Source organism: Pseudonocardia halophobica, from assembly GCF_050948485.1.
GTDB classification, from domain to species: Bacteria; Actinomycetota; Actinomycetes; order Mycobacteriales; family Pseudonocardiaceae; genus Pseudonocardia; species Pseudonocardia halophobica.
In genome coordinates, this window is the sequence record NZ_CP192046.1 from 6,701,296 (window position 1) to 6,716,239 (window position 14,944).

The 14,944-nt window shown below is 74.1% G+C and carries 14 protein-coding genes; 4 read left to right on the forward strand and 10 right to left on the reverse strand.

Annotation, left to right across the window (positions count from 1 at the left end):
- Positions 1-4: 4 nt before the first annotated feature.
- Together ACQP04_RS31915 and guaB are read right to left on the reverse strand one after the other, a co-directional pair.
- Positions 5-1,129, reverse strand: a complete 1,125-nt coding sequence (locus ACQP04_RS31915) for a GuaB3 family IMP dehydrogenase-related protein (RefSeq protein ID WP_433504205.1) — start codon at positions 1,127-1,129, stop codon at positions 5-7.
- A gap of 32 nt (positions 1,130-1,161) precedes the next feature.
- On the reverse strand, positions 1,162-2,667 hold the full coding sequence (guaB, locus tag ACQP04_RS31920) for an IMP dehydrogenase (protein WP_433504206.1): 1,506 nt from the start codon (positions 2,665-2,667) through the stop codon (positions 1,162-1,164).
- Positions 2,668-2,915: 248 nt separating this feature from the next.
- On the opposite strand from guaB, the gene ACQP04_RS31925 reads away from it, so the two are divergent.
- The gene (locus ACQP04_RS31925; protein WP_433504207.1) at positions 2,916-3,293 is read left to right on the forward strand and encodes a DUF5319 family protein; all 378 of its coding nucleotides are present in this window, start codon (positions 2,916-2,918) and stop codon (positions 3,291-3,293) included.
- 63 nt (positions 3,294-3,356) lie between these two features.
- Here the strand turns inward: ACQP04_RS31925 and ACQP04_RS31930 are convergent, their stop codons facing one another.
- The 5 genes from ACQP04_RS31930 to ACQP04_RS31950 all read right to left on the reverse strand — a co-directional run bounded on the left by ACQP04_RS31930 (position 3,357) and on the right by ACQP04_RS31950 (position 9,108).
- Entirely contained in the window at positions 3,357-4,511 is a 1,155-nt protein-coding gene (locus tag ACQP04_RS31930; protein WP_433504208.1) for an anti-sigma-D factor RsdA, read from the reverse strand.
- Positions 4,512-5,084: a sigma-70 family RNA polymerase sigma factor gene (locus tag ACQP04_RS31935; protein ID WP_037046233.1), complete on the reverse strand. Its 573-nt coding sequence runs from the start codon at positions 5,082-5,084 to the stop codon at positions 4,512-4,514.
- Between the two features lie 661 nt (positions 5,085-5,745).
- A complete protein-coding gene (locus ACQP04_RS31940; protein ID WP_037046231.1) occupies positions 5,746-6,342 on the reverse strand; it encodes a response regulator transcription factor in 597 nt (198 codons plus the stop codon).
- Positions 6,343-6,530: 188 nt separating this feature from the next.
- Positions 6,531-7,889 (reverse strand): hypothetical protein, encoded by a 1,359-nt coding sequence (locus tag ACQP04_RS31945; RefSeq protein ID WP_433504209.1) that lies wholly within the window; start codon positions 7,887-7,889, stop codon positions 6,531-6,533.
- A 64-nt stretch (positions 7,890-7,953) separates the two neighbouring features.
- Entirely contained in the window at positions 7,954-9,108 is a 1,155-nt protein-coding gene (locus ACQP04_RS31950) for a MerR family transcriptional regulator (RefSeq protein WP_433504210.1), read from the reverse strand.
- Positions 9,109-9,253: 145 nt separating this feature from the next.
- Here ACQP04_RS31950 and ACQP04_RS31955 point away from each other — a divergent pair, with 145 nt between their 5' ends.
- Entirely contained in the window at positions 9,254-9,574 is a 321-nt protein-coding gene (locus tag ACQP04_RS31955; protein ID WP_433504211.1) for a WhiB family transcriptional regulator, read from the forward strand.
- A 97-nt stretch (positions 9,575-9,671) separates the two neighbouring features.
- On the opposite strand, the gene groL is transcribed toward ACQP04_RS31955, so the two are convergent.
- A complete protein-coding gene (groL, locus tag ACQP04_RS31960; RefSeq protein ID WP_433504212.1) occupies positions 9,672-11,288 on the reverse strand; it encodes a chaperonin GroEL in 1,617 nt (538 codons plus the stop codon).
- 100 nt (positions 11,289-11,388) lie between these two features.
- Entirely contained in the window at positions 11,389-11,682 is a 294-nt protein-coding gene (groES, locus tag ACQP04_RS31965; protein ID WP_093077482.1) for a co-chaperone GroES, read from the reverse strand.
- A 186-nt stretch (positions 11,683-11,868) separates the two neighbouring features.
- Here groES and ACQP04_RS31970 point away from each other — a divergent pair, with 186 nt between their 5' ends.
- Entirely contained in the window at positions 11,869-12,795 is a 927-nt protein-coding gene (locus ACQP04_RS31970; RefSeq protein ID WP_433504213.1) for an aldo/keto reductase, read from the forward strand.
- On the opposite strand, the gene ACQP04_RS31975 is transcribed toward ACQP04_RS31970, so the two are convergent.
- Positions 12,740-14,134 carry an MFS transporter gene (locus ACQP04_RS31975; RefSeq protein WP_433504214.1) on the reverse strand — a complete coding sequence of 465 codons (1,395 nt, stop codon included), beginning with the start codon at positions 14,132-14,134 and terminating at the stop codon, positions 12,740-12,742. The two genes, ACQP04_RS31970 and ACQP04_RS31975, sit on opposite strands and share 56 nt — an antisense overlap.
- 65 nt (positions 14,135-14,199) lie before the next feature.
- On the opposite strand from ACQP04_RS31975, the gene ACQP04_RS31980 reads away from it, so the two are divergent.
- Positions 14,200-14,913: an ArsR/SmtB family transcription factor gene (locus ACQP04_RS31980; protein WP_433504215.1), complete on the forward strand. Its 714-nt coding sequence runs from the start codon at positions 14,200-14,202 to the stop codon at positions 14,911-14,913.
- The last annotated feature ends 31 nt before the right edge of the window (positions 14,914-14,944 follow it).

Here is a 14,944-nt window from a genome sequence, read left to right on the forward strand (position 1 = left end):
CGACTCAGGCCCGGACGGTCAGCCCCACGCGCTGGAACTCCTTGAGGTCCGAGTAGCCCGTCTTCGCCATGGCCCGGCGCAGCGCGCCGAAGATGTCCACGGTGCCGTACGGCGTGGACGACGGACCGAAGAGGACCTGCTCCAGCGTGCGGTCGGACGGGGCGAACCCCGTGACGTCCGAGCGCGGCAGCGACGGATGCGCGGCGGCCGAGGTCCAGTAGAGACCGTCGGCGGGGGCGTCGGCGGAGTCGGCGAGCTGCTCGCCGAGCATCACCGCGTCCGCCCCGCAGGCGATGGCCTTGGCGACGTCGCCGGAGCCGTTGATGCCGCCGTCGGCGATCACGTGGACGTACCGGCCGCCGGTCTCGTCGAGGTAGTCCCGGCGGGCCGCGGCCGCGTCGACCAGCGCCGTCGCCATCGGGACGCCGATGCCCAGCACCTCGTCCGTGGTCGTGGCGCTGGACTCGCCGTAGCCGACGATCACGCCGGCCGCGCCGGTGCGCATCAGGTGCATCGCGGTGCGGTAGTCGCCCACGCCGCCGGCGACCACCGGCACGTCGAGCGAGTTGATGAAGTCCTTGAGGTTGAGCGGCTCGCCCTTGCTCACGTGCTCGGCGGAGATGATCGTGCCCTGCACGACCAGGATCTCGACGCCGCCGGCGAGCAGGGCCGGGGTGAGCTCGCGGGCCCGCTGCGGGCTGACCCGGGCTGCGACCGTGACGCCCGCGTCCCGGACGGTCCGCAGCGCCTCGGCGAGCAGGTCGTCCTGGATCGGGGCCGCGTGCAGCTCCTGCAGCGCCCGGACCGCGGCGCTCGGGTCGTCCGAGTCGGCCGCCTCGACCACGCGGGCGATGGCACCCTGCGCGTCGGCGTGCCGGGACCACAGGCCCTCGGCGTTGAGCACCGACAGGCCGCCGAGCTTGCCGATCGCGACCGCGGTGGCCGGCGAGACCACCGCGTCCGTCGGGTGCGTGACGAGCGGGATCTCGAACCGGTAGGCGTCGAGCTGCCAGGCGGTCGAGACCTCCTGCGAGCTCCGCGTCCGCCGCGACGGAACGATCTCGACCTGGTTCAGGTCGTAGGCACGACGGGCCTCCCGGCCCATCCCGATCTCCACGAGGTCACGCACGGGTGACCAGCGTAGACGAGCGGGGCGCGGCGTCAGCGGGCGGCGTAGTTCGGTGCCTCCACCGTCATGGTGATGTCGTGCGGGTGGCTCTCCTTGAGCCCGGCCGCCGTGATCCGGACGAGCTGGGCCTGCTGGAGCTCGGGGATCGTCTGCGCGCCGGCGTAGCCCATTCCGGACCGCAGGCCGCCGACGAGCTGGTGCACCACGGACTGCAGCGGGCCGCGGAACGGGATCCGCCCCTCGATGCCCTCGGGGACCAGCTTGTCCTCGCTGAGCACGTCGTCCTGCGCGTAGCGGTCCTTGGAGTAGGACTTGGCGGTGCCGCGCGACTGCATGGCGCCGAGCGAGCCCATGCCGCGGTAGGTCTTGAACTGCTTGCCGCCGACGAAGATCAGCTCGCCCGGGGACTCCCCGGTACCGGCCAGCAGGCTGCCCAGCATCACGGTCGACGCGCCGGCCGCGATGGCCTTGGAGATGTCGCCGGAGTACTGGATGCCGCCGTCGGCGATCACCGGGACGCCGGCGGGCGCGCAGGCTCGCGAGGCCTCGTACACCGCGGTGATCTGCGGGGCGCCGACGCCGGCGACCACGCGGGTGGTGCAGATGGAGCCGGGCCCCACGCCGACCTTCACCGCGTCCGCCCCGGCCTCGACCAGCGCCTGGGCGCCGGCGTAGGTGGCCACGTTGCCGCCGACGACGTCGACCGACTCGCCGACCTCGGCCCGCAGCTTCGCGACGGTCTCCAGCACGCGCCGGGAGTGCCCGTGCGCGGTGTCGACCATCAGCACGTCCACCCCGGCGTCGACCAGGCCCATGGCCCGGGCGTACGCGTCCTCGCCGACGCCCACCGCGGCACCGACGACCAGCCGCCCGTCCGGGTCCTTGGTCGCGAGGGGGTACTTCTCGGTCTTGTTGAAGTCCTTGATCGTGATCAGGCCGCGGAGCACGCCGTCGCCGTCGATGATCGGGAGCTTCTCGAGCTTGTGCCGGCGCAGCAGGCCCAGCGCGGCCTCCGCGGTGACGCCGACCCGCGCGGTGATCAGCGGGGCCTTCGTCATCACCTCGTGGACCGGGCGCTGGAAGTCGACCTCGAAGCGCATGTCCCGGTTCGTGATGATCCCGACGAGCTTGCCCTCGGAGTCGGTGACCGGCAGGCCGGAGATGCGGTACTTGCCGCACAGCGCGTCGACCTCGGCGAGGGTCGCGTCGGGCGAGCAGGTCACCGGGTCGGTCACCATGCCGGCCTCGGACCGCTTGACCACCTCGACCTGGGAGGCCTGCTCCTCGGCCGAGAGGTTGCGGTGCAGCACCCCGAGGCCGCCGGCGCGGGCCATGGCGATCGCCATCCGCGCCTCGGTCACGGTGTCCATCGGGGACGACACCAGGGGAACCCGGATCCGCACGCGGCGCGAGAGCTGCGTGCTCGTGTCGACCGCACTCGGCACGACGTCGGACTCCGCGGGGAGGAGCAGCACGTCGTCGAAGGTGAGGCCGAGCATCGCGAACTTCGGCGGCAGTCCGTTGATCTCGCTCGTCATGGCTGGTCGTGCACCCTTCACCGGACGTCCAGGCGGCCCGCTCGCGGCTCGGGTGGACCACCGTCGCAGGACACCATCGTATCCGGGCCGCCGCGCGGTCCCGGCCCGCCGTCGGGAGTCGCCCGACACACCCGGACCGACGGGCCCGTCGGGCGTCCGTCCCCAGGCCGGGTGAGTTGTCCACAGGGCTGTGGGTGGACCGGTGGACAGCGTCCCGCCCGTCCGGCGGGACGCGGTACCGTGTGGACGTGGCGTTCGACGGCCTGCCCCCCGACCCCTTCGCGGGCGATCCCTACGACCCTGCCCTCTCGCTCGACGAGGGCGGCGCCGAGGAGCACGAGGAGCTGACCGAGGAGGAGCGCGAGGAGGTCGTGGCCGACCTCGCGGACCTCGCCGTCTACCAGGCGCTGCTCGAGCACCGCGGCATCCGCGGGATCCTCGTCGACTGCGCGGACTGCGGCGAGCAGCACTTCCACGAGTGGAACCTGCTCCGGTCCAGCCTGCAGCAGCTGCTCGACGAGGGGCAGATGCGCCCGCACGAGCCGGCCTTCGACCCGGACCCGGCGCACTACGTCACCTGGGAGTACTGCCGCGGCTACGCGGACGCCGCGCTCAACGAGGACTGACTCCTCCCCGACACGCGCGAAGGCCCCCGACCGGATCGGTCGGGGGCCTTCGCGCGTGCGGTCTCAGCTGGTGGCGGTGGTCGACTCCGTGGTGGGCTCGGCCGTGGTGGTCGTGCCCATCGACGTGGTCGTCGTGCCCGCCGGCGGCGTGGTCGACGTCGAGGTCGTCGGGTCCTGCCCACCCTCGGTCTTCGGGGGCGGCGGCGTGGTCGACGAGCTCGGCGCGGTCGAGCTGCTCGGCGACTCCGGGACACCGGCGATCCGCGGGTCCTGGGTACGAGGGTCGTCCCGCGGGTCCCCGGTGCTGGTGTCCGGCGACGTCGGAGCGTTCGAGCTCGACGGGGTGGTGCTCGTCGAGTCCGAGGGCGGCACGACCGGCTGCTGCTGGTCCTGGGTGCCCTCGGTCGCCGGGGCCTGCGGCCGCGGCGTGCCGTTGCGCAGCGGGGCGCGCGGGTCGGTCGGCTGACCGGTCGGCGTCTCCTGCACCTTCTGCGCCAGGAAGGTCTGCTCGGCGGCGAGGTAGGTCTTCCCCTCCTCCGGGCGGACCTGCTCCAGCAGCGGCGCGAGCGCCTGGAGGTCCTGCTGCGCGCCCGCGGTGTCGCCGCGCTCGAGCTTGGCGTTGACCTGCTCGATGCGCTGCTTGACCTCGACGGCCGCGAGCTTGGAGTTCGCCGCGTCCTGGTAGAGGACCTGCGTGACGCCGAACAGCGGGCTGCCCGGGTCCGCGTCCTGCGCGCCGATCGACACGCCCGCGATGCTGAAGACCAGCAGTGCGGCCGCGCCGGCGAGCGGGATCAGGTGCCGGCGCCGCGACGAGGGCCGCTTCACCGAGCCGGACTCGACGGCCGCCACCGCGGTGTCGAGGTCGACCAGCTCGGGGATCGGGTCGGCGTCGACCTCGGCCTTCCAGGCGGCGAGCATCGCGACGACCTTGTCGTCCGCGTCGTACCCGTCGTACCCGGGCGCCGAGACGGTCATCCCGGCGGCGAGAGCGTTGATCAGCTCGTCGTCCGCCTGGACGGCGACCAGGTCCAACGGCTCGTCGGCGAACTCGGCCTCCTCGGCGTGGGAGCCGCCGCGGCCGGCCGGGAACGGGATGGGCCGGTTCGGCACGCCGTACGGACCACCCGCGCGGTGGCCGTTGGTGCCGCCGTTGCCGTTCGCCCCGTTGCGGGGGCGGCCGAAGGGGTGGCCGCCCTGGTTGTCACGGTCGGACATTCAGACCACCTCCTCCTCGGGCATGTTCTTGCGCAACCGGGCCAGGGCCCGGTGCTGGGCCACGCGGACCGCACCGGGTGTCGACCCGACCGCGTCCGCAGTCTCTTCCGCACTGAGTCCCACGACCACTCGTAGGACGATGATCTCGCGTTGCTTCTCGGGGAGCTGGTCGAGCAGGCGCGACATCTGTTCGGACAGCTCGACGCGCAGCGCGCGCTGCTCGGGGCCGTCCCCGGACTCGACGGAGTCCGGCACGTCCGCCACCGGTTCCGACCGGTTGCGGCCCGCCGCACGGTGCGCGTCGATCACCTTGTGCGACGCGATCCCGTAGACGAAGGCCAGGAACGGGCGTCCCTGGACGCGGTAGCCGGGTAAGGCCGTCAGCACGGCCAGACACACCTCCTGCGCGACGTCGTCCGCCGAGACGGACGACCGGTCCGATCCACCGAGGCGTGCGCGGCAGTACCGCACGACCAACGGCCGGATGGTGGCCAGTACACGTTCGACCGCTCCGCGGTCACCTGCCATAGCAGATGCCACCAGCTCGTCGAGAACGTCTGTCGGTTCACTCATCGCGCAGAGTCGTCCAGGCGTTACGCAGCATGTTCGTCATCATCCGTTCGGTGAGGCCGACTACGGAGAGTGCCGAATCGGGATCTCAGTGCCGACCACCGTAGCGAAGCCCCCGGAGCGTCCGGGAACCGCTCTCACGAGTGAGGACGGATGAGAGGCGCGCTGGTTGCGGTCCGTACCGGCGCCGACGCCGACGTGTCGGACGTCATCGGCGAGCGGTCATCCCGAGGCGTGACGCGGACGCGGGGCGTCACCGACGGGAACCCTGCCGAGTCGGTCACGCGCGGCGACCGGTCGCGTGGTGGGAGCGGGTCCGAAGGCGACGGACGGGCGTCAGGGACACGTGGACGCCCGAGGACGCCGGCCCCTGCCGGCGCGCGCGACGGCGGCGCCGGGAGACGGTCGGCCGCGCGGCGGGGGCGGGCCGCGCGGCGGGCGCACGACGGCCGACGGCGCCACGGACGGGCGCGGCACGGCGGCCGTGCGGTGCGGAGCGCGTGGCGGGACGGACCCGGCCGGTGCGTGGCTGCGCTGCGACAGCCACGGCCCTCGGCCGCGTCGTCCGCCCGGTCACTCCCACCCGGACCCCCGGGTCCGGGTGCTGGTGCGGTGGTTCAGTGGTGCTCCGGAACCGGGCGGGTCCGGCGGCGCGTCGTCCGCGTCAGGACACGAGGCCGCGGCGGAAGCCGTGCGCGACGGCCTGGGCGCGGTCCCGGACGCCGAGCTTGCGGAACAGCCGGCGGGCGTGCGTCTTCACGGTGTCCTCGGACAGGTAGAGCTCGCGCCCGATCTGCCCGTTGCTCTTGCCCTGGCTCATCCCGCGCAGCACCTGCAGCTCGCGCTCGGTGAGCTGCACGCCCGGGTCGGCGGGCGCCCGCGGCGTGGGGACCGCGGTGGAGGCGAGGGTGTGGGCGAGGGCGGCCACCAGCTCGGGCCGGGAGGCGTCCCAGCGGAGGTAGCCCCGCGCACCGCCGGCGATGGCGGCGGCGATGCTGCCCGCGTCGTCGGGGGCGCCGAACACGATGACGTTCGCCTGCGGGTGGGCCGCCACCAGACGTCTGGTGGCCTCCACCCCGGTGGGCACCGCGCGCTGGGTGCCGACCAGGACGACGTCGACCGGCTGCCGGGAGAACCGGGCCAGCAACTCGTCCCCATGGGCGACGCAATCGATCCGGTGCACCCCCGGCACCGCGGACATCACGCGGGTGAGACCTTCGCGGACGCTGCGACGATCGTCGCAGATGAGTACCGTCGTCACGACGATTCCTTCCTGCAGCTTCCTGCAGCCGGGTGATGTGTCACCCTCCGCATCGGCGAGTGACCGGATCACCTTGACACGATCAGGGCGACTTTGTGCCCTCCATTCGGGACCTCTGCGCCGAACGGCACTCGTCATGTGGGTGACTGAGGACCGAATGGAGTAATTACACTACCGCGAGCCTCATCTCACCCGGAGGCGCCTCCCCCCATCAGGCGCCGCCCCGTCCCCTCGGACCGGGCACGGATGACGCTCAGCGTGGCTGCCGCGGCGTGTCGTCGGCGAGCCGCACCGTTCGGCGCACCGACCGTCCATCGGAGCAACCGATCCGGCCGCCGATCGTGTCGTTCCGGACCCTCGGAAGACGGGTCCGGCGGTCGCGCCGTGGCGCCGGGCGGATCGCCCACCCGGGACGGCCGCGGGAGGCCGTCCACGAACCCGTCCGGGGGCTTCCGGGAACCCGACGGAGTTCCGCCTCCGCGGCCCTCCCCCGAGGCCCGGGAGCGGCCGTCCGGAGAGGACGGCGTCCGGTGCTCGGCGGTGTGCCGGGCGACCGTCGTGGCGGCGTCCGCGGCGGCGAGGAGGGCCGCCCAGGCGAGCGGGAGCAACCCCGCTGCGGTCGCGTCCTCCGCGACCGCGTCGAGGGCCGCGAGGGCCGCCTCCGGCGTGGGCGCGACGACGCCCTCCCCGGACTCCGCACGACCGTCGTGTCCCGTGCCGGCGCGCACCGCGTCGACCACGGCGGCCAGCAGGCGGGACTTCATCAGGTGCCGCGGCGAGCCGGCCGCGGCGGCCCCGCGCACGGCCCGGGCGGCCGCCGTGGCGGCGATGTCGAGGTCCCCGCGGGCGAGCGCGAGCTCCGCCCGCACCCAGTCCGCCCGGACGGCCGGCCGCCACGGTCCGGCGCCTTCCGACAGCTGGGCCACGCCCGCGGCGAGCACCGCATCCGCCCTGCTCAGCAGGCAGGTGGAGCGGTCGAGATGGCCCTGGCCGAGGGCGTCGGCCGCGAGTCCTGTGAGCGCGTCCACCCGGGCCGACAGAAGGTCCGCGCAGGGGCTCGCGGGACCGGTGGCCGCAACGACCGGATGGGCGCCGGGGTCGGCAGGACGACCGGCGTCGGCGCCGCCGGAGGGACTCCGCCCGCCCGTCACCGGAGCTCCGCCGGACGCGGTCGCCCACATGTCGGACCGCGGTCCGCGGGCGTGCGGACAACCGTCCTCGGCCGGACCCGGAGCCGGCGCGGAGCCGCCCCCGGCCGCCCCGTCGGGGACCGTCGCGACGAGGGCCAGCGCCCGGCCGTCGAACCGCTCGGCGAGGGCGTGACCGCCCCGCTGACGGAGGTGCGAGGCGCGGGTGACGAAGGCGTGCGCGCGGACCTCCACGGGCACCCGGGGATCGCGTACGAGGTCCTCCAGGAGGGCGGCCGCGGAGGCGTACCGGCCCTGCCCACCGAGGGCCACGGCGGCCGTCCAGCGCACGACGGGCCCCGCTCGTCCTGCCCGGTCGACCGACACGCCGCGGGGGCCGAGACCAACCGCCTCACTCATGCGGCTGTCGTCCAAGTGGGCGGGTCCGTTCAGGGAGGAGTCAGCCGCAGTACACCCACATGTACTAGTTCTTGTGGGTGATCAACGCCAGGTCCGTCAGCTCGTCGGCCGCCGAGGTCAACGACCCGAGCCTGCCGGTCCGGGCCGGGAGGGCGGCGTCCGTCCAGCCCGGCCCTGCGGCAAACGAGCGGAACCGGGGCCGGGTACGGGGCAGCGCGGCGAAGAGACCGGGGTCGGCCGTCGCCGCGCCCTGGGCCCAGAGCACCACCGCGGCCGGCGCGGTCCGGCGCACGGCGGCCACCAGGGCGTCGAGCGGCAGGTTGGGCCCAAGCGGCCGGTACGCGACGCGCCGTTCGGCCAGAACCGCGCCGAGCACGGCGAGCGGCAGGTGATGCCACTCGCCGGGCGAGCCGGCCAGCAGGATCGGGCGGGCGTCCGGTACGGGCCGGGCCGCAGCCAGCGACCGAGCGCCGTACACCGCGGTCACGGCCTCGCTGACCAGGTGCTCGATCTCCACCCCGGCGCCGGACGACTCCCACCGCTCGGCGACCGCGCACAGCACGGGACGGACGACGTCGTTCCACGTCCGGATGAGCCCGTCGGCCTCGATGCCCTCGTCGACCAGCCGGCGCACCGCGGGCGCGTCCATCGACAGGGCCGCCCGCCCGACGCCCCGGGCCCGCCGGCTCGCTCCGGGCAGTCGCAGCACCCGGCCGCCGACACGCACGCGCGCGCCGAGGTCGAGCTCATCGTCCGTGGGGTGGCCGGCGAGGAGCAGCGGGCCACCCACCCCCGCCCCGGGCTCCGCGGCCCCCGTCCCGGGCACGCCGACGGGCCGCCCGGCCCCGACCTCCGGGAGCGTCGCGGCGAGGGCGTGCCGGGCGGCCTCGGCGGGCGTGGCCCCCTGGAGCAGCGCCTGCTGCATCAGCTCGAGCCGAGCGATGTCGGCGGCGCCGTAGCGCCGGTGCGCGCCCGGGGTGTGCGCCGAGGGACCGAGGCCGTAGCGGCGGTCCCAGGTCCGCAGGGTCGCCGGTGCGATGCCGAGCCGGCGGGCGACGGCCGCCACCGTGAGCCGGGGGGTGTCGACGACCCCGGACGGGGTATCCCGCATTCGACCCTCCGGTGTGCCGTGCTCGTCCGCGTCGATCCGCGCGGCCCGCTCCCCGTGCCCGGGCACGGCGCGATCGGGTGCGTGCTGCGGAACCGGCTGCGTGGTCACCCGCTCATGGTCGGGGCTCTCCCCCGGCGGGGCAACCGCGACACGGTTCCCCGACCGGCCTCTTGAACAAGGTTTGGCGCGTTTCTATGCTGGGCACCTCGTTGCCGAGCAACGACTCTTCGCTTCGAACGGGTGGGTGATGACGGTGGCGGACATCAGGCGGCTTCCGGGGCCGGTCTCCGACGTCTGGGACTGGCAGATGCAGGGCGCGTGCCGCGGGATGGACAGCTCGTTCTTCTTCCATCCCGAGGGCGAGCGCGGCCCGGCGCGGTCGAACCGCGAGCGGCGGGCCAAGGAGATCTGCGCGGCGTGCCCGGTGCTGGAGATGTGCCGGCGGCACGCGCTGGAGGTCCAGGAGCCCTACGGCGTGTGGGGCGGCCTGTCCGAGCACGAGCGGGAGGCGATCATCCGCGGCCGCGACCGCAGGCTCCGGATCGACGGCCGGAAGGGCGTGCAGCCGGTCTGAGGCCGACGGCCCGTCGGAGCGCCGGAGAACGCCGAAGGGCGGGTGGCCGTCGAGGCCACCCGCCCTTCGTCTGCGGTACTACCGGGTCAGCACCCGATCAGTGCCCGTGCCCGTGCCCGGCGGCGGCCGGAGCCGGCGGGGCGTCCTCGGGCTTGTCGACCACGGCGCTCTCGGTGGTGAGCACCATGCGCGCGATCGACGCGGCGTTGACCACGGCGTTGCGCGTGACCTTCACCGGGTCGACGACGCCGTCGGCCAGCAGGTCCGAGTAGGACAGCGTGGCGGCGTTGAAGCCCTGGCCCCACTCCTGCTCGGCGACCTTGGAGGTGACGACCGCGCCCTCGACGCCACCGTTGGCGGCGATCCAGTACAGCGGGGCGGTCAGCGCGCGCCGGACGATGGCGACACCGGTGGCCTCGTCGCCCGCGAGCGTGAGCTCCTCGAGCGCGGCGGCGGCCTGGACCAGCGCCGAGCCACCACCGGGGACGATGCCCTCCTCGACCGCGGCGCGGGTCGCGGAGACGGCGTCCTCGATGCGGTGCTTGCGCTCCTTGAGGGCGGTCTCGGTGGCCGCACCGGCCTTGATGACCGCGACGCCGCCGGACAGCTTGGCCAGCCGCTCCTGCAGCTTCTCGCGGTCCCAGTCGGAGTCGGTGGTCTCGATCTCGCCCTTGATCTGGGCGATCCGGCCCTGGATGTCGTCCGCCTTGCCGGCGCCCTCGACGATCGTCGTGGCGTCCTTGCTGACGACGACCCGGCGGGCCCGGCCCAGCAGGTCCAGCCCGGCCTCGGACAGCTTGAGCCCGACCTCCGGGTTGATGACCGTGCCGCCGGTGGCGGTGGCGAGGTCGTCCATGAAGGCCTTGCGGCGGTCGCCGAAGAACGGCGACTTGACCGCGGCGACCTTGACGGTCTTGCGGATCGAGTTGACGACCAGGGTCGACAGGGCCTCGCCCTCGACGTCCTCGGCGATGATCAGCAGGGGCTTGCCCTCGCCCAGCACCTTCTCCAGCAGCGGGAGCAGGTCCTGGATGGAGCTGATCTTGTCCCGGTGCAGGAGGATGTAGGTGTCCTCGAGGACGGCCTCCATGCTCTCCGCGTCGGTGACGAAGTACGGCGACAGGTAGCCCTTGTCGAACTGCAGGCCCTCGGTGATCTCCAGCTCGGTGGCGAGCGTGGAGCCCTCCTCGACCGTGATCACGCCGTCGTTGCCGACGGAGCCGATGGCGTCGGCGATCAGCCGGCCGATCTCCTCCTCGCGGGAGGCGATGGTGCCGACCTGCGCGATGTGCTCGGCGCCGTTGACCGGGATGGCCTTCTGCAGCAGCCATTCCGAGACCCGGTCCGCGGCGGCGGCGATGCCGCGGCCGAGGGCGGTCGGGTTGGCGCCGGCGGCCACGTTGCGCAGGCCCTCGCGGACCAGCGCCTGGGCGAGCACGGTGGCGGTGGTGGTGCCGTCGCCCGCGACGTCGTTCGTCTTGGTGGCGACGGTCTTGGCGAGCTGCGCCCCGAGGTTCTCGTACGGGTCCTCGAGGTCGATCTCGCGGGCGATGGTCACGCCGTCGTTGGTGACGGTCGGACCACCGAACTTCTTGTCGATGACGACGTGGCGGCCGCGGGGGCCGAGCGTCACCTTCACGGCGTCGGCGAGCTGGTTGACACCCCGCTCGAGCGCGCGCCGCGTGTCCTCGTCGAAGCTGATCTGCTTCGGCATCAGAGCCTCTCGTTCTGGGTCAGGAGAAGGAACCGCCCCGGGGCCCAGGCCTTCGATCGGCGCTGCGCCGCCGGGGCGGGTTCACTTCACGCGTGGATCGTCAGTTGACGACCGCGAGCACGTCGCGGGCGGAGAGGATCAGGTACTCCTCGCCGTTGTACTTGACCTCGGTGCCGCCGTACTTCGAGTAGATGACGACGTCGCCCACGGCCACGTCGAGCGGCACGCGGTTGCCGTTGTCGTCGATCCGGCCCGGGCCAACGGCGAGGACCTTGCCCTCCTGCGGCTTCTCCTTGGCGGTGTCCGGAATGACGATGCCGGAGGCCGTGGTGGTCTCGGCCTCGCTGGCCTGGACGACGATCTTGTCCTCGAGCGGCTTGATGTTCGCCACGATGACCTCCCCTTTCCTGGGGTGACTCACGAACTGTCCGTAGTACTGTCCACCGACAGCCGACCAGGGGCCCCGCCGTCGCGGGTGCCGGGGCGACCCGACCTGAACTGTGCGGTTGGCACTCTACCCACGAGAGTGCCAGCCGTTCAACGGGCCCGCCACCCGATCGCGGTCGTAGGCTCCGGATCCATGCCGACTGTGGGAGAACTCGAGGTCTCGCCCCTCTGTCTGGGAGCCAACGTCTTCGGCTGGACCGCCGACGCGGACGCCTCGTTCGCCGTGCTCGACGCGTTCGCCGAGGCGGGCGGAACGTTCGTCGACACCGCGGACTCGTACATGTTCCGGGTTCCCGGCAACAGCGGCGGCGAATCCGAGACGATCATCGGGAACTGGATGGCCGCGCGCGGGAACCGGGACGCGATGGTGGTCGCGACGAAGGTGGGCTCGCTGCCGCAGCGCGCCGGCCTGGGCGGGGAGAACATCAAGGCCGCCTGCGAGGACTCGCTGCGCCGGCTGCGCACCGACCGCATCGACCTCTACTACGCACACAAGGACGACCCGGACACCGTGCAGGAGGAGACGCTCGACGCCTTCGACGCGCTGGTCAAGGAGGGCAAGGTCCGCCAGGTCGGGGCGTCGAACTTCGCCGCCGCGCGGCTGCGTTCGGCGCTGGAGATCTCCGACCGGGACGGGCTGGTGCGCTACACCGCGCTGCAGCCGCACTACAACCTCATGGAGCGGGCCGAGTTCGAGTCCTCGCTGCAGGACCTGCTGCGCTCCGAGGGGATCGCCTGCCTGCCGTACTACGCGCTGGCCAAGGGCTTCCTCACCGGCAAGTACCGCGGCGAGCGGGTCGACAGCGTGCGGGCCGAGGGCGCCTCGGCGTACCTCGAGGCCCCGCGGGGGCGGGCGGTGCTGGCGGTGCTCGACGAGATCGCCGCGGGCCACGAGGTCCCGGTCCCGGCCGTCGCGCTGGCCTGGCTGGCCGCGCAGGACACGGTCGCCGCGCCGATCGCGTCGGCCCGCACGGTGGAGCAGCTGCAGAACCTGCTGCCGATGCTCACCCTGCAGTTGGCCGACGACGAGCTGCGACTCCTCTCCCACGTGAGCTCCTGACCCGCGACGGACGACCGTCGAGGATCCTCGGGCGGAGGCGGAGGGCCAGCCCGGCGACGGCCACGGCGATCCCCACCGAGATCAGCAGGGCGGCGTGCAGGCCGGTGTGGAGCCCACCGGCCGCGAGCGCGCCGAACAGCCCCACGCCCAGCACGCTGCCGGCCTGCCGGGCCGTGTTGAGGGTGCCCGCCGCGACGCCCGACCGCGCCGGCTCGACGCTGCCGAGCAGCGCGGCTGTCATCGCGGGGACCACGAGCCCGAGCCCGAACCCGGCGACCGCCAGCCCGACCGGGACCGCGTCCGTGGCGAGGACCGTCAGGCAGCCGGCGGCGAGCAGCGCCGAGCCGACGACGATCGTCCGGTGCGGACCGCCGAGGCGGGCGGCGAGCAGGTTGGCGACGCCCACCGCGATCGTCATCGGGGCGAAGGCGAGACCGGTGACCAGCGGCGACCGGCCGAGGACCTGCTGCAGGTACAGCCCGATCACGAAGATCAGCCCGTAGAACGCGACGTTGACCAGCAGCCCCATCGCCGAGGCCGCCGCGAACACCGGCCGACGGAACAGCTCGAGCGGCAGCATCGGCGCGGGGGTGCGGGTCTCGACCACGACGAACGCGATCCCGGCGAGGACGGCGAGCCCGTACAGGCAGAGCACCGCGGGGGCCGCGAACCCGGCGGCGCCGCCGAGGATCGTCGCGCCGGCCAGCGCCGCCAGGGCTGTCGCGGCGGCGGCCTGGCCGGGGAGGTCCACGCCCCGGGCGCCGGAAGCGGGCGTCTCCCGTACCCGGCGCGCGGTGATCAGCAGCCCGGCGATCCCCGGCGGCACGTTGATGAGGAACAACGTCCGCCAGCCGGCGACCTGGACGAGCAGGCCGCCCAGCAGCGGGCCCGCGGACAGCGCGACGCTCGCCCCCGCCGCCCAGACCCCGACGGCCCGGGCACGGGCGCCCGGCGCCGGATGCGCGTGCGCGACCAGGGCCAACGAGCAGGGCACCAGCACCGCCGCGCCGACGCCCTGCACGGCCCGCGCCGCGATCAGCGTGCCCAGCCCCGGCGCCAGCCCGCAGGCCACCGATGCCAGCGTGAACAGCACGAACCCGCCGGCGAACAGCCGTCGGGCGCCGAGCCGGTCCCCGAGCGCGCCGGCCGTCAGGATCAGCGCGGCGAAGGTGACGGTGTAGGCGTCGACCACCCACTGCCCGCCGGCGACACCCCCGCCGAGAGCCCGCCCGATGGGCTCCACCGCGACGTTCACGGCGGTCACGTCCAGCTGCACCACGCCGAAGCCGAGCGACGCGGCGACGAGGGTCCACGGTCCGGTTCGCAGGCTCGTCGACATGCCGTCGACGCTAAGCACGGGTCGCTTCGACGGCCGTCGAACCGTCCCGGCCCTAGCCTCGGAGCATGCCCGGAGACGCCGACATCGCCGCGGTCGGCACGCTGCTCGGCGACGAGCGCCGCTGCCGCATCCTGCTCGCCCTGGACGACGGCCGCGCCCTGCCCGCGAGCCGGCTCGCCGCGGAGGCGGGCGTGAGCGCCGCGACCACCAGCAGCCACCTCGGCAAGCTGCGCGAGGGCGGGCTCGTCACCGTGGAGACGCACGGCCGGCACCGCTTCTACCGGCTCGCGGGCCCGCACGTCGGGCGGCTGCTCGAGGCGATGGTCGCGCTGGCGCCGCCCCGGCCGGTCACCTCGCTGCGCGAGGGCACCCGCGCCCGGGCCCTGCGCCGGGCCCGGACCTGCTACGACCACCTCGCCGGCGAGCTGGGCGTCGGGATCATGCGGCACCTGGTCGACGCCGGCCTGCTCACCGGCGGCGACGGGCACCGCGATCCCGCCGATCCGCCCGTCGGGTTCGGGCAGGACGTCGACTACCGCTTCACCGCCGACGGCGACGCCTGGCTCGACGACTTCGGCGTCCGCCTCGCCCCCGGCCGCCGCACGATTCGCTACTGCGTCGACTGGACCGAGCAGGCCCACCACCTGTCCGGCGCCGCGGGCGCCGGGATCCTGGCCCGGCTCGTCGAGCTGGACTGGGTGCGACGCGCGCCGAAGGACCGCGCCGTCACGGTGACGGACGCGGGCCAGGAGGGGTTGGCCCGCACCTTCGGCGTCTGATCCCGCGAGTCGGCACTTCCGGGGTCACCGG